Origin of the sequence: Legionella antarctica (genome assembly GCF_011764505.1) — a bacterium.
Lineage (GTDB): Bacteria > Pseudomonadota > Gammaproteobacteria > Legionellales > Legionellaceae > Legionella > Legionella antarctica.
Genome location: NZ_AP022839.1, coordinates 829,645 through 844,059 on the forward strand (window position 1 = coordinate 829,645; position 14,415 = coordinate 844,059).

Here is a 14,415-nt window from a genome sequence, read left to right on the forward strand (position 1 = left end):
CAACCATATGCTTTCTACAGCAAGAAAAGTAATATTTTTCTACATTTTTTTATAATCATAGGCTAGACTTTTGATGTGGTTTTTTAAATAAAAAGTAGTAATTACTAAAATATAACAAGGAGAGACATGATGAAAAATAATAAGAAAATTGCTACGGTTTGTTTTTTCCTTACAACTCTTTTTATGCTGAATGGATGTGGAACTATTCATGGGTTTGGTAAGGATGTTTCCAGAACAGGTCACGAAATTCAAAAAGCGACACGATGATTTTTTTGGTTCATTTTTAATTAGATCTTGTACTATCGAGTTATAGTAGAAGATCTGATTAATCAAAATTAAGTGAAGCAGAAGTTGATACCTTGCTGTTTCTTCCGTCTGATTCAATCTCATATGCCTTTAGAGGAGTACCTTTGCAGCTGAAGTTGACTCTTTAATTTGGGTGCCCTTATCATAAAGCGAGATTGATTAAATAGGGCTATAAAAGGAAAGGCTAGTTTCAAACAGGCTCTGCGTGAAATAATAAATACACTATACTAGTGAAATTTGTTGGAGTGTCGGTACCATTCAAAAATCCAGTGTAAAGAACTAATATCTGTTAGAAGTTTTAACTGGATCTCGCGAATAAGTCGTGGGACTTTGAAAAGAAGTATTTTGTTTCGCCTTAAAAAGTAAGGAAATAAAATGAATACAGTCCAGTGGCTTACCAGGCTTATTAGTTATAATACCGTGTCGAGCAACTCGAATAGACCCTTAATTGAGGCAGTGGATGACTGGTTCAAATCACATGATATTGATTCTTATATTATTCCTGGGCCTTCAGAAGGAAAGGTTAATTTATTTGCAACAATACCCGCCAGTGATGGTCAAATTGAAGGGGGTCTTTTGTTATCTGGTCATACGGATGTGGTGCCGGTAGTTGGACAAATATGGAATAGCGATCCTTTTGTTGCTACGGAGTATGATGGGAAAATTTATGGACGTGGTGCTTGTGATATGAAAGGATTTTTAGCCGTCTTACTTGCACTTGCTCCGGAATTTAAAAAATCAAAACTCTTAAAACCCATTCATTATTCATTTACCTGTGATGAAGAGATAGGTTGTCTGGGTGTTGATTATTTAGTCGATTATTTACAAAAAATCGGCATTCATCCTGAGGGGTGCATTGTCGGTGAGCCGTCAAGCATGCGGCCGATAGTAGGTGAAAAAGCAAGAGTACTTTATTACTGCCAGATACAAGGGAAGTCAGTCCACTCTTCTCTGGCGGCATATGGTTGCAATGCCATTGAATATGCAAGTCGTTTAATCTGCTATATCAACAGGATTGCACGTTATGTAAAAGAAAACGGTCCTTTTGATACGGCATTTGATCTTCCTTATACCACAATAACTACCAATCTAATTGAAGGAGGAACGGCGACCAATATTATCCCTGGTCGTTGTGAGTTCACTCTTGAACTGCGCTACATTAGCGAGTTTCTGCTGGAGAATTTTAATAATCAAATTAAAAATTATATTAATGAAAGATTATTACCTGAAATGCGAAAAACATACCCCGATGCCGTTATTTCTTTTGAGAAAATTTCAGATGCGCCAGGATTTAATGCAATAGAAGACTCTTCAATTATTAGAATAGTGCGTGCCGTTACAGGGATTAAGAGTCGTTTCAAAGTTTCCTACGCCACAGAATCAGGCATATTTCAAAATGCGCGAATCCCCACATTAATCTGTGGTCCCGGGAATATAGAACAGGCTCATACTCCAAATGAGTTCATTACTATTGAACAGCTCTGTTTATGTGAAAAAGTTCTCCATAATGTACTTCATTTTTTTTGTATGGATTTAGAAGACAGCGATAACTCCTGAGTTCAGAGAGAGAGTATATATTCAAATTAGTGAATTTTTATCCGATAGAAATAACATCTCATCCCCAGATAAGTCCCTTCTTTATAATATTTCATACCGCATTTCTTCATAACGCGGAATGAGGCAACATTTTCTACATCTGCATATGCAATAATGTACTCTGTATCGATATAAATTTTTGCCCAATTGATCAATGCTTTTAGTACCTCAGTGGCATATCCCTTGTTCCAGTATTTTTTATGAAAGAGATAGCCTACCTTAATTTCTCCAGTTTCAATTTCATTAAAATAGGCCTCTCCAACAAATTTCCCATCTTTGAGCTGAAAAAGAACAAAACAAGGTAAGTGTTTGTTCTTATAGTTAATAATAGATTCTTTGATAAAATTTTTGATTTCATGATCAGTTAATGTGCCCTCAGGATAAAATTCTTTAACTTCAGGATCTTTATCTATGCGCTCTAAATATTTGGCATCTTCTTTTCTGATAAAACGCAGACCAAGGTGTTTTGTTGTGATTAAATAGGATTGCATTATATTCCCTTATAAATTGGTTAATTAGTCGAACTCCTGTGTGTCGTATTTAATTTTAGTCTATTTTTTTTGTTGGATCTTAAAAAGTAGATTTTTTATAGATGGTGTCCATCTTGTGGGCTTGTTTTCCTAAAACAGAACAATTAATATGTTCTTGCATTTAATGCAACAGTTGTCTATTACTGTTGAATTCAGGTTCATAAATTATCTTAAAATAAAGGTAGCAGCTATGAAAAAATTACTTTCCATTTCAGCCTTGGCTATTATTATAAGCGGTTGTGCATCGATTCCAATGGACCCCCAGGCAGCTCGTATTATCGCAGCTCCAAATCCCGCACCTAAAGGATGCAAGTACTTAGGACAGGTTGTTGGTAACCAGGGTAATTTCTTTACGGGAAGTTATACATCCAACCGTAACTTAGAAGAAGGTGCGATGAATGATCTTAAGAATAAAGCAAACAGATTAGGCGCAAATTACGTTCAGTTAATTACTAATCGAGCAGGCGTTACTGGTTCTATGAGTGGAGCGTTTGATCGCCAGGGTGGTTTTATGAGCGGTGGTTCAGAACAAACCAATGTAACCAACTTAGGTAATGCTTATCGTTGTGATCCTAAGTCTATTGGGTTAGCACAATAAGCAATAAAGAATTGAAAAAAGCTGGGCTTACAAAGCCCGTCTTAGCCCAGTACAAAGTCCCAATATTTTGCATTTTTTATGACGAAATTAAATACTCCGAAAGAAATCGTAAGTCTTCTTTGAAAAAATAGAATCGGCATAATGCTGATTCTATTGTCTTGTACCAAGGTCGAGTTGTAAACAAGAGGCAGCTTATTTTGATCAAAAATGGAGTGATTAAATCAATATTTAATCTAAATATAACCTTTTTATATTGTTATATAATTGGGCTTTGTTCTATAATAAAACAAAGAAAATATTTTTTGGCTTAATTATGCATTACTTTAAGAAAATGAATATCGATCAAGTACGTTTGATAATTGATCCAATGATAAACAGTCTTTCTGATATAAAGACAGTTAATGATGAAATAATTAGCAATGCTCGCCTGGATATTGATGGGGGGTTAAACGAATTGCGAGAAGCCGAGAAAATAACGCTTAAACAATACCAAGATATGATGCTGCAAAATAGAGACGAGCTTAAGCTTAGAATCACAGCTGGAGAGCTCATCGATCAACAGTTTCAACGTTTGTCGAATTTACAAGCTGAGGCTAGCACCAAAACTCAAGGGTTTAATCTTCCCAATACCACGAGTACACATGATCTCGAAAAACTTATGGCACTGCTTCAAATTAGACGGGCTATAACTGAGGATAAGAAAGAAGAGTTATGTTTGACCACTTTATTTCAAACTGTAGAAGCGTGTAAAAATCATCTGGATGAGTTTGGTTCATTTGAGTCAAAAACTATACCTCTTCTAAAAAAAGAAGAACAATATGTTGTCTCGTTACACAAGCAAATGGAGCACTTCAAGTTGGATGAGCCCAACTCAAAGGATATTGAAAGATATATTAAAAAATTAGAAGAATTTAGAGCTATTCAGAAGAAATATTTGAATGATCCCAATATTTCAGAGGATGAAGAACAAATAATGCAACAGCTGTACCGAAATATCAGCGTGACCTCTATAAAGGTTATTGATGATTTAATTATGGGTAATGGCGGGGTGGATGATGACGAATTTCAAAATGAGATATCTGCTCATGTACTTACTGCATGGAAACAATCACAAAAAATAGAGATTACCTCTGGTTTTAAAGGATTTATTAATGCAATTTGTAATGTGATTAAATTAGCTCCTATTTTTAATATCACCAATAGTTCGATCATTAATAAAATGAATGATATAAAAAATGAGTTATTCCTAAATACAGAGGAGGATTCTGATTTTGAAGATGAAGATGAAGATGATGAGAACAGGCGTTTATTAGAACGTAGAGGTCCATAAACCTTACTGCATTGCACCATGTATTGGTGCGTCTTTTAAAGAGTAAATTGCTTACGTTATAAAATTTATGAGCCATGCCGATTGTTATCCACCAAAATATAATGATAGATTAAGATAATCTGGCTTTTCTAACTGAAGGCATGCATAAAATGAAATCTAAACTGGATAAAGGACTATCGAGGTTTAAATTAATCTTTCTGGTAACCACATTATTTTCTACATTCTGTTTTGCGCAAGAGCGTGAAATTGCTATAACCATAGATGACTTGCCTCTTGTGGCGTCACAAATGAATACCCCCAATAATCAAAAGCGGTCTATAGATCGTTTTAACAAGATAATAGAGGCCTTTGTTACCTATAAAGTTCCCGCCACAGGTTTTGTCATTGCAGGAGCAATAGAAAAAGGTCAATGGGAATTTCTAGAACAGTTTCATAAAGCAGGCCTCATGCTGGGTAACCATACCTACTCACATTACAACTTAAATCAAATGAGTGCCGAAAAATATATTGCTGATGTAGCGCGTGCTGATAAAATCCTTACCCCGATAATGACAAACCCCAAATATTTTCGTTATCCGTATCTTGCTGAGGGCAACAAAAACACAAAACAGCAGGTGCATGATTACCTGGCTGAACATCATTACACCATCGCGCCTGTTACGATTGACAGTAAAGACTTTAATTTTAATGAAATGGCTTATAAAATTCCGTTCCGAGCGAGAGAGGCTTATATTCTTCATAAACTAAAACCTCGTTATTTGGCCTATATCTGGAAGCAAACATTAAGAGCAGAAAAAAAATCAAAAGGACAATCTTCGAAACAGATTTTGTTAATTCACGCCAATCTTATTAACAGTTATTTATTAGGCGATATTTTAGAAATGTATCAAAAAAATGGGTATAAATTTATCAGCTTGACTGAGGCACTAAAAAATCCAGCACCCACCATTTCGTTACCCTCATTTCTGGAGAGTGCGAGAACTCAATCAGAGGTTCTATCTGAAGAGATAACCGCAAAGTGACAGGTCTTAATCAGAATCAATCCACTGTTGTTTTTATTGGTGCAGGAGAACAACCATGCTAGGTTGGCTTGTAAGGATACTCTTGATGATGGCAGGTTCGATTACAAGTTGGTTTATTGCGCGTGATTCGCTTAAATTCAATATCATACAGATGATCATAGCTCTTTTCCTGGTTACTCTGGTGATGTTCATTGCACTCTTTTGGCGGCCTTTTTGGGATTGGGTCACTCGCAACAAAAAAAGATCTGAGACAAAGTCTAAATAGTAATACTGGAATATAGAATGTGATGTAGGCTATTAATTTCATGAGATCTGAATCGGCTAGTAAAAATATGGCCCGACCTTTGTCTGTCTTTCAGATTCAGGCCTAGTTCTGGAAATCAGGTTAAGAAAACCTTATGCCTGATGTAGATTTGCGGTATTATATTTTGGAGTTTTGCTTTATTGGTTCAAGTGGTTTGAAATTAAGCGATAACTCATTTGACGAAGTATGCTATTTTATAGACAATTACATATAAGGTACGGATTAATAGTGTTTCATAAGGACTGCGGCAGATGGATGCTTTTTACTCAAAAATAAATGCCGCCATTATTATTGGATTCTGCACTATTTTAAATGCTTGCATGGTGGGACCGAATTTTCACTCGCCCCCACCTCCACAAGTCAAGAGATATACTGAGACACCGCTGCCTGAAAAAACGGTACGAAGTCAAAGTGCGGGCGGTAATCAACAGACATTTATAACGAATAAAGATATTCCCATTATCTGGTGGGAACTTTTTCATTCCCAAGCTATTAATGAGCTTATCCAGGCGGGTTTAGCCAATAATCCGACCTTGCCTTCGGCTATAGCTGCTTTACGTCAGGCGCAAGAAAATGTAAAAGTTCAGATAGGTAATACTCTTTGGCCCGCTTTCAATACGACAAATATTGGACAAAGACAACGATTTTCGCTTGCTACAATTGCTGGTGGTGATGAAGGGGTAACCTTTAATTTGATGAACGTCACTGCCAATGTCTCTTATACCCTGGATGCTTTCGGTGGTGCTCGACGTGGAATTGAATCGCTACGAGCCCAAGCGGACTATCAGCAATTTTTGTTAATTGCAGCTTACCTCACTTTAACTTCAAATATCGTGACTACTGCGATCAGTGTTGCTTCATATCAGGAACAAATTGAGGCTACTGTAGCGTTAATTAAGGTGGAGGAAGTGGTACTTGATATTTTAACGAAACAGTATCGGTTAGGTGGAATTTCTAATGCAGATGTGTTGACGCAAAAAACAACTCTGGAGCAGACAAAAGCATCGCTCCCTCCTTTGCAAAAAAACTTATCATGGGCCAAACATTCATTATCAGCCTTGGTAGGCCAATTTCCAGATGGACCTTTACCAAAGATCAATCTAAATAGTTTAAAGCTACCCGCTAATTTACCAGTTAGTTTACCATCCAATCTGGTGCGTCAGCGTCCGGACGTTCGTGCTGCAGAAGCATTACTTCACGCAGCCTGTGCTCAGATAGGGGTGGCTACAGCAAATCTACTTCCTCAACTGACCTTGACGGGCAGTTACGGCTGGCTCAATACCTCGGTAACTAATTTGTTTACCCCTCAAAATGTGGTATGGAGTATGTTAGGCCAAGTGGCTCAACCTCTTTTTCAAGGAGGGGCTTTATTTGCTGCTCGTCGTGCGAAAATTGCAGCGTATCAACAAGCAGATGCGGAATATCGCAAGACTGTATTGCAGGCGTTTCAGAATGTGGCAGATTCCTTACGTGCTTTAGAAACTGATGCACGTACTTTGCAGGCGCTGGCATTGTCTGAAAAAGCTGCTCGTAGTGCCCTTGATTTGACCCTGGCCCAATACCGGCTGGGTGGTACGAATTATATTAATTTGTTAAATGCACAACACCAGTATCAACAAACTCGAATCAACCGCATTCAAGCACAAGCAGCTCGATATAGTGATACTGTAGCATTGTTCCAATCATTAGGAGGCGGGTGGTGGCATAAACCATGGTGTACCGACGAATGTGGTTAAAGGTGATTATTTAATTGCTACAGCCCTGGATAACGGACATTTATTTTGTCTATGAATAGAGAGATTTTTCTTGAAAAAACCAATGATAATGATGTTAATTGGAGTAGCAATCCTGTTCGCCGTGGTTTTTGGCTGGAAAGGATTTAAGGCGATTATGATGAAAAGATATTTGACATCAGCCCAACAGCCAGCTGTCACCGTTTCTACAATGAAAGTTAGCTCTTTAAGCTGGCAACCCAGATTAACATCAGTTGGCAGTTTACGGGCTAAGGTTGGTGTCAATGTGACAACTGAACTTGCGGGTATGGTGCAAACAATTCATTTTACTCCAGGTGCCACAGTAAAAAAGGGAGATTTGCTGGTTCAACTAAATGCTGGAACAGAACTAGGGCAGCTGCATGCGTTGCAAGCGCAGGTCGAGCTTGCAAAAATCACTTATAAACGAGATAAGGCCCAATATGATGTTCGTGCTGTGAGTAAGCAAGCTGTGGATTCTGATGAGTGGAGTCTCAAAAATCTTCAGGCTCAAGTAGAGCAACAAGCCGCAACTGTAGAGAAGAAAACTATACGTGCTCCTTTTACTGGGCACCTTGGGATTAATAATATAAATCCTGGGCAGTACATCAATGTAGGTGATACCATCACCACATTACAAGCCCTGAATCCGATTTATGCTGACTTCTATCTTCCCCAGCAAGCCTTGGCAAAATTGAAAACGGGACAAGTAGTTAATGTAGTTACTGATACCTTTCCCAAAGAAGTTTTTAACGGGAAAATCACTACTATCCAACCTGCCGTAGATAATGCGACACGTAACGTATTGGTGGAAGCAACTCTTCCAAATCCGGAATTTAAATTAAAGCCTGGAATGTTTGTTCAGGTTGAAGTTGATGCTGATAAGCCGCAAAACTATCTTACAGTCCCGCAATCAGCTATTAGTTTTAACCCCTACGGCGATATTGCTTTTATCGTTAAAGACAGTGGAAAAAAAGATAATAAAAACCAACCATTATTCGTTGTGAATGAGGTTTTTGTCACGGTAGGTGATTCGCGTGGCGATCAGATTGCGATTTTAAAAGGTTTGCAGGCTGGCGAGGTTATTGTTACCAGCGGCCAGCTTAAACTTAAAAATGGAAGTATCGTTGTCATCAATAACAAAGTACAGCCAAGCAATGAAGCTGCGCCCAAAGTACTGGAAAAATAATTAAGGATTGCAAACATGCGCTTTACGGATCTTTTTATCAAGCGACCAGTACTTGCAACTGTGATCAGTCTATTTTTGTTAGCTATGGGATTGCGCTCCATTGGTTCATTACCGGTGATGCAATATCCGTTCACCCAAAATGCCATAGTTACAGTAACCACAACCTTTACAGGGGCAGATCCGGCGGTGGTAGCTGGTTTCATTACTACCCCATTGGAAAATTCAATTGCTCAGGCGAATGGTATTGACTACATGACCTCAGCCAGTACTCCGAGTACCAGTACTATTATTGTCAACCTGCTTCTTAATTACGATCCACTTAAAGCGCTATCTGATATTACTACCAAGGTTAGCGCGGTTCTTAATCAGTTACCCAAAAACTCACAACAGCCAGTGATCACTGTATCTGTAGGACAAACCATCGATTCGATGTATATCGGCTTTTATAGTGACGAATTACCAATCAATAAGATCACAGATTATATCATTCGAGTAGTGCAACCGAAGCTGCAAGCCGTCAATGGAGTGCAGAATGCAGAAATTTTGGGTAATCAAACTTTTGCTTTACGTGCCTGGCTGGATCCCGTCAAGTTAGCTGGATATGGGATTACCCCTGCTGAAGTAGGTGTAGCATTAGCTAATAACGATTTTATTTCTGCGGTAGGGCGAACTGATGGACAAATGTTTGTCCAAAACCTGACTACCAGTACCGATCTTACTAATGTGAATCAGTTTAAAAAAATGATACTTAAATCACAAAGTGGAGCCATTATTCGCTTAGAAGATGTAGCCACAGTTGATTTAGGTGCGCAAAATTATAATTCGGCAGTAAGCTTTGATGGAAAAAAAGCGGTTTACATAGGCATTATAGTGGCTCCTTCCGCTAATCTTTTAACCGTTATTGATGATATCAAGAAAATATTTCCAACTATCCAGGAACAATTACCTCAAGGGTTAAAAGCTAAAATAGTTTATGATGCAAGTCTTTTTGTTAACTCATCAATTAGAGAAGTAGTCAACTCCCTGATGGAAGCTTTTTTAATTGTAACAGCGGTTATTTTTATTTTCCTGGGGTCAATTCGTTCCGTCATTATTCCGTTGGTTGCAATCCCCTTATCGATTATTGGTACTTTTTGGGTGATGGTCATTCTTGGTTATTCCATCAATCTTTTAACGCTATTGGCTTTAGTATTGGCCATTGGTTTGGTAGTTGATGATGCGATTATTGTAGTTGAAAACGTGCAACGGCATATCGAAGAAGGGCAAGACAGACTTAAGGCTGCTTTGTTAGGCGCTCAGGAATTAGCAGGACCTATTGTTGCAATCACCGTAGTATTAATTGCAGTTTATGTACCAATTGGTTTTATGGGAGGATTAACTGGGGCCCTGTTTACGGAGTTTGCTTTTTCCCTGGCTGGAGCTGTTACAGTTTCTGCAGTCATTGCATTAACTCTTTCACCGATGATGTGTTCCAAATTGTTAAAAGAAGGTGTTGAAAGTAAGAAGACCAGGTTTATGGAGTATATTGATAAGAAGTTTGCAACGTTGGAGGAATTTTATAAAAAGAGCCTGGCAAAAACTTTAAACTATATACCCGTGGTTGCCGTGTTTGCAGCAATTATTTTGGCCAGTAATTATTTTTTGTTTGTTACCTCAAGTTCTGAGCTGGCTCCACAAGAGGATCAGGGGATTATTATTGCTCAAATAACGGCCCCTGCAAATGCCTCTTTAGCACAAACGCATTTATACTCAGAACAAGTCAGAAAAATTTTTGAAAAATATCCTGAAATAGATCATACCTTTCAGGTTGATGGCAATCCCAGTCTTAATCAGGCTGTGGTAGGTATGGTGCTTAAGCCCTGGGAAGAACGAACCAGAAGCAGCAATGAGTTGCAACCTTTGCTGCAAAAAGAGCTAAGTAATATTGCCGGGGCAAAAATCGCAGCGTTTCAGCTGCCGTCTTTGCCAGGTGGTGGTAGTGGTCTTCCAATTCAATTTGTGATTACAACCACTGAAAGTTTTGAGAATTTAAATACGGTCTTGCAAACATTTCTGGATAGAGCAAAACAGACAGGAATTTTTGCGTATATCGATCCGGATTTGAAGATCGATCAACTGCAAACTAAAGTGATGTTGGACCGGGATAAAATTTCTCAGTTTGGGTTAACCATGCAGGATATTGGCAATACCTTTGGTGCTGCATTGAGTGAGGGTTATATTAATTATTTTAACTATTCTGGCCGCTCTTATCAGGTTATTCCTCAAATGATGCGTGCAGATCGTTTGAATCCAGATCAACTACTGGATTATTACATTAAAAGTTCATCAGGTGCTATGGTGCCGCTTGCAACAGTAGCTACTTTGAAAAGACAGATTGTTCCCGAGTCATTAAATCATTTTCAACAACTCAACTCCGCAACAGTTTCCGCCGTTGCTTTCCCCGGAGTTTCGATGGAAAAAGCGTTAACGACATTTGCCAATCTGGCCAAGGAAGTATTTCCTCAGGGGTACTATATTGACTACGCCTCTCAATCACGCCAGTATATTAAGGAAGGATCATCTTTAGTTGTTACGTTCTTCTTCGCCCTGATTATTATCTTTTTGTCATTAGCTGCTTTATTCGAAAGTTTCCGTGATCCGCTCATTGTGATGATCAGTGTTCCTATGTCGATTTGTGGTGCCATGATTTTTGTGAGTCTGGGTATCGGCAGTGCGACACTTAATATCTATAGTGAAGTTGGATTAGTTACTTTAATTGGACTAATTAGCAAGCATGGTATTTTAATTGTGCAATTCGCGAATGAATTACAGCAAGCTGGAAAAAACAAGCTCGAAGCAATAAAAATGGCTACCGGCATTAGGTTTCGTCCTATTTTGATGACAACCTTTGCAATGGTTCTGGGTGTTGTACCACTTATTATGGCAACCGGTGCAGGAGCTGAGAGTCGGTTTAATATCGGTCTTGTCATTGCTACGGGTATCTCTATTGGAACTCTGTTTACTTTGTTTGTCGTACCGGCAATTTATATGTTACTTGCTGAGGATCATCATAAAAAGACTGGAGGACAGAAACAATTTTAGACGGTTTTTATCCAATGGCTGGCGAGTTTTTTGGTTTTGCAGAGGAAAACTGCCATAATAAGGGCTTTTGACGTTGATGTCATAAGTTATTAGGAACTACAATGCCTACCAAGTCTTTTGATTATTTCAACTTTTTTCTTCATGCAGATAAATTGATTAATACTCTTTATGCCTTATGCCTGATTTGTTTTGGGTATTTTATTTCAAAACGATTGAGCATACTTTCTGAACGAGTATTGTCAAAACGATTTACGCGTCATCAGACCATGCTAATTAGACGTTTCGTTTTTTATTCGATTTTCGCAGTTTTTGTTATCACCAGCCTTCAACATTTAGGGTTTCAGCTCAGTGTTTTATTGGGCGCTGCAGGGGTTTTTACTGTGGCCATCAGTTTTGCTTCGCAAACTGCTGCTTCAAATTTAATTAGTGGCATATTCTTGTTATTTGAGCAGCCTTTTAAGGTAGGGGATACTGTTGAAGTCAAAGGAATTACTGGTGTTATTGATTCTATTGACCTGTTGTCCACAAAATTGAAAACTTTTGATAATAGATTGGTTCGCATACCCAATGAAGCATTGATAAAATCAGAAATTACCAATTTAAGTTATTTTTTAACTCGTCGTCTTGATATTATAGTGGCGGTTGCTTACGACTGTAACATTACCCAAGTAAAATCCATGTTAATGGGCATAGCAGAACAAAGCGAGCACGTTTTAAAAGATCCGGTTCCTAATGTGACAATTAACAGTTTTGCCAATTCGGCTGTGGAGCTAAAATTCATGGTTTGGGTCCACACCTCCCAAGTATCAATAGCTCGAAATCTTTTGCAGGAAACAATCAAGCAGCAATTTGATAGCGCGGGCATAGAAACACCAGTATCTCAATACGTTGTTCAGAGAGTACCCCTATAAACCTTGAGATGACATTCTTGTTTAAACGTTTAATTAAAATAAAAAAAGGAAGCTTATTTATGACGCAAACAGCAGTAGGGCAATTTTGTTGGAATGAATTAGCAACCGCAGATTTGAACAAGGCCAAAGATTTTTATGGTAAGGTTTTTGGCTGGCAGTTTAGAGAAATTCGATCTGATGAAATGACCTATACCATTATAAAATTGAACGACAAAGATATAGGAGGTATTTGGCAAATTCCGACAGAGCAGCAAAATCATATACCACCACATTGGATGGCCTATATTTTAGTGACCGATGTTAAAAAGGCTTTAGAAAAGGCCAGGAAACATGGGGCTCATGAAGTTAAAGGGGTTTCTGAGGCAGGCGATATGGGACGTTTTGCGATCATTACAGATCCTTCCGGTGCACATTTAGCCTTATGGGAATCATTGAACAACTAAGGCAACAGTTGTAGTTATGGAATTTTTTGATCAGATGGCTTTTATCTCTTCTATAATTAAATGACATGTATTTATCAACTTTAAGTCTGGATTCCAGGATTTGTATTGTTAAATATTAGAGCATTTTATTTGATAGTGACCTGTTAATGAGCTGTTTTTTTCCAAAATACGATGACGATAAGGATATTAAAATGGATTTAAATAAACGAATTGAACCTAAAACATGGGCATTTGTAGAGAAAATACAAAAAGCAGGTGCTAAACCTTTATACGATCTTCCTGTTGAGGAAGGGCGGGCTATTTTTGATACATTACAAGCCCTGTCTTCTGAACAACCTGCTGTTGATGTTGAGGACCATATGCTTCCTGTTGGGCCTCAAGGACAAGTGAGTATTCGTATTGTTCGTCCTAAGGGTGCAAAAGAAACATTGCCTGTACTTATGTATTACCATGGGGCAGGCTGGGTTTTTGGAAATTATCAGACGCATGGTCGTCTGGTTCGAGAACTTGCAGTGGGTACTCATGCTGCAGTTGTATTTGTTAATTACACTTTAGCACCAGAAGCTAAATACCCAACCCAAATAGAAGAGGCTTATGCTGCAACGAAATATATTGCAGAACATGGCGAGCAATTTCATTTGGATACCACCCGTTTAGCTGTCGCTGGTGATAGTGTCGGAGGCAATATGACTATTGCAATGACTTTGCTTGCAAAAGAGCGTGGCGGCCCTAAAATCGATTATCAGGTACTCATTTACCCAGTAACTGAGGCGAATTTTGATAACGCCTCGTATAAAGAGTTTGCTGAGGGTCCCTGGTTAACCAAAAAAGCAATGGAATGGTTTTGGGATAATTATTTACCGGATAAAGAGAAAAGAAAAGAAATCACCGCAAGCCCATTGAAGGCTAGTATAGAACAACTTAAGGGTCTGCCAGCAGCACTTGTTATTAATGGGGAATGTGATGTTTTGCGCGATGAAGGTGAGGCTTATGCACATAATTTAAATGCAGCGGGAGTGGCAGTCACGGGAATCCGGCATCACAGCACCATTCATGATTTTTTGATGTTAAATGATATTGCTAAGACCCCTGCATGTCGTAATGCAATGGAATCAATTATTAGCCATTTAAAGGCTGTATTTAACAAGGGCAATTAATGGTTCGACTAGCATACGATGCGATGCTAGTCCTCTTACCTAAACCTGTTTAAGAATCCGATGGCGAGGTTTTTGACGATGTAGCAAGCTTAGGTGCCCCTGAACCAGATTCATTATTAGCTGCGGCTTCAGGCAATAGTAAGAATATGATTGCGACTATAACTAAAAGTACAATTATAATATTTAATTTTGAATTA

12 protein-coding genes are annotated in these 14,415 nt (G+C 38.4%); 11 read left to right on the forward strand and 1 reads right to left on the reverse strand.

Features of this window, described 5'->3' with window-relative positions; all coding sequences use genetic code 11:
- Nucleotides 1–126: 126 nt before the first annotated feature.
- Both HRS36_RS04095 and argE read left to right on the forward strand, forming a co-directional pair.
- Complete coding sequence (locus HRS36_RS04095) at nucleotides 127–267, forward strand: entericidin A/B family lipoprotein (RefSeq protein WP_226905568.1); 141 nt, start codon at nucleotides 127–129, stop codon at nucleotides 265–267.
- A 414-nt stretch (nucleotides 268–681) separates the two neighbouring features.
- On the forward strand, nucleotides 682–1,863 hold the full coding sequence (gene argE, locus HRS36_RS04100) for an acetylornithine deacetylase (protein ID WP_173236344.1): 1,182 nt from the start codon (nucleotides 682–684) through the stop codon (nucleotides 1,861–1,863).
- A gap of 26 nt (nucleotides 1,864–1,889) precedes the next feature.
- Here argE and HRS36_RS04105 read toward each other — a convergent pair whose 3' ends face one another.
- The gene (locus HRS36_RS04105) at nucleotides 1,890–2,393 is read right to left on the reverse strand and encodes a GNAT family N-acetyltransferase (protein WP_173236345.1); all 504 of its coding nucleotides are present in this window, start codon (nucleotides 2,391–2,393) and stop codon (nucleotides 1,890–1,892) included.
- A 229-nt stretch (nucleotides 2,394–2,622) separates the two neighbouring features.
- Here HRS36_RS04105 and HRS36_RS04110 point away from each other — a divergent pair, with 229 nt between their 5' ends.
- The 9 genes from HRS36_RS04110 to HRS36_RS04150 all read left to right on the forward strand — a co-directional run bounded on the left by HRS36_RS04110 (nucleotide 2,623) and on the right by HRS36_RS04150 (nucleotide 14,218).
- Entirely contained in the window at nucleotides 2,623–3,030 is a 408-nt protein-coding gene (locus HRS36_RS04110; protein ID WP_173236346.1) for a DUF4156 domain-containing protein, read from the forward strand.
- 313 nt (nucleotides 3,031–3,343) lie between these two features.
- Nucleotides 3,344–4,360 carry a hypothetical protein gene (locus tag HRS36_RS04115; RefSeq protein ID WP_173236347.1) on the forward strand — a complete coding sequence of 339 codons (1,017 nt, stop codon included), beginning with the start codon at nucleotides 3,344–3,346 and terminating at the stop codon, nucleotides 4,358–4,360.
- Between the two features lie 149 nt (nucleotides 4,361–4,509).
- Entirely contained in the window at nucleotides 4,510–5,382 is an 873-nt protein-coding gene (locus HRS36_RS04120) for a polysaccharide deacetylase family protein (RefSeq protein WP_173236348.1), read from the forward strand.
- Between the two features lie 555 nt (nucleotides 5,383–5,937).
- Nucleotides 5,938–7,422, forward strand: coding sequence for an efflux transporter outer membrane subunit (locus HRS36_RS04125; protein ID WP_173236349.1), 1,485 nt, complete (start codon nucleotides 5,938–5,940; stop codon nucleotides 7,420–7,422).
- 70 nt (nucleotides 7,423–7,492) lie between these two features.
- Nucleotides 7,493–8,626 carry an efflux RND transporter periplasmic adaptor subunit gene (locus HRS36_RS04130; RefSeq protein WP_338033735.1) on the forward strand — a complete coding sequence of 378 codons (1,134 nt, stop codon included), beginning with the start codon at nucleotides 7,493–7,495 and terminating at the stop codon, nucleotides 8,624–8,626.
- 15 nt (nucleotides 8,627–8,641) lie between these two features.
- The gene (locus tag HRS36_RS04135; protein WP_173236350.1) at nucleotides 8,642–11,707 is read left to right on the forward strand and encodes an efflux RND transporter permease subunit; all 3,066 of its coding nucleotides are present in this window, start codon (nucleotides 8,642–8,644) and stop codon (nucleotides 11,705–11,707) included.
- Between the two features lie 101 nt (nucleotides 11,708–11,808).
- The gene (locus HRS36_RS04140) at nucleotides 11,809–12,618 is read left to right on the forward strand and encodes a mechanosensitive ion channel family protein (RefSeq protein WP_173236351.1); all 810 of its coding nucleotides are present in this window, start codon (nucleotides 11,809–11,811) and stop codon (nucleotides 12,616–12,618) included.
- A 59-nt stretch (nucleotides 12,619–12,677) separates the two neighbouring features.
- Nucleotides 12,678–13,061 (forward strand): VOC family protein, encoded by a 384-nt coding sequence (locus HRS36_RS04145; RefSeq protein ID WP_173238444.1) that lies wholly within the window; start codon nucleotides 12,678–12,680, stop codon nucleotides 13,059–13,061.
- A gap of 191 nt (nucleotides 13,062–13,252) precedes the next feature.
- Complete coding sequence (locus HRS36_RS04150) at nucleotides 13,253–14,218, forward strand: alpha/beta hydrolase (protein WP_173236352.1); 966 nt, start codon at nucleotides 13,253–13,255, stop codon at nucleotides 14,216–14,218.
- Nucleotides 14,219–14,415: the final 197 nt, after the last annotated feature.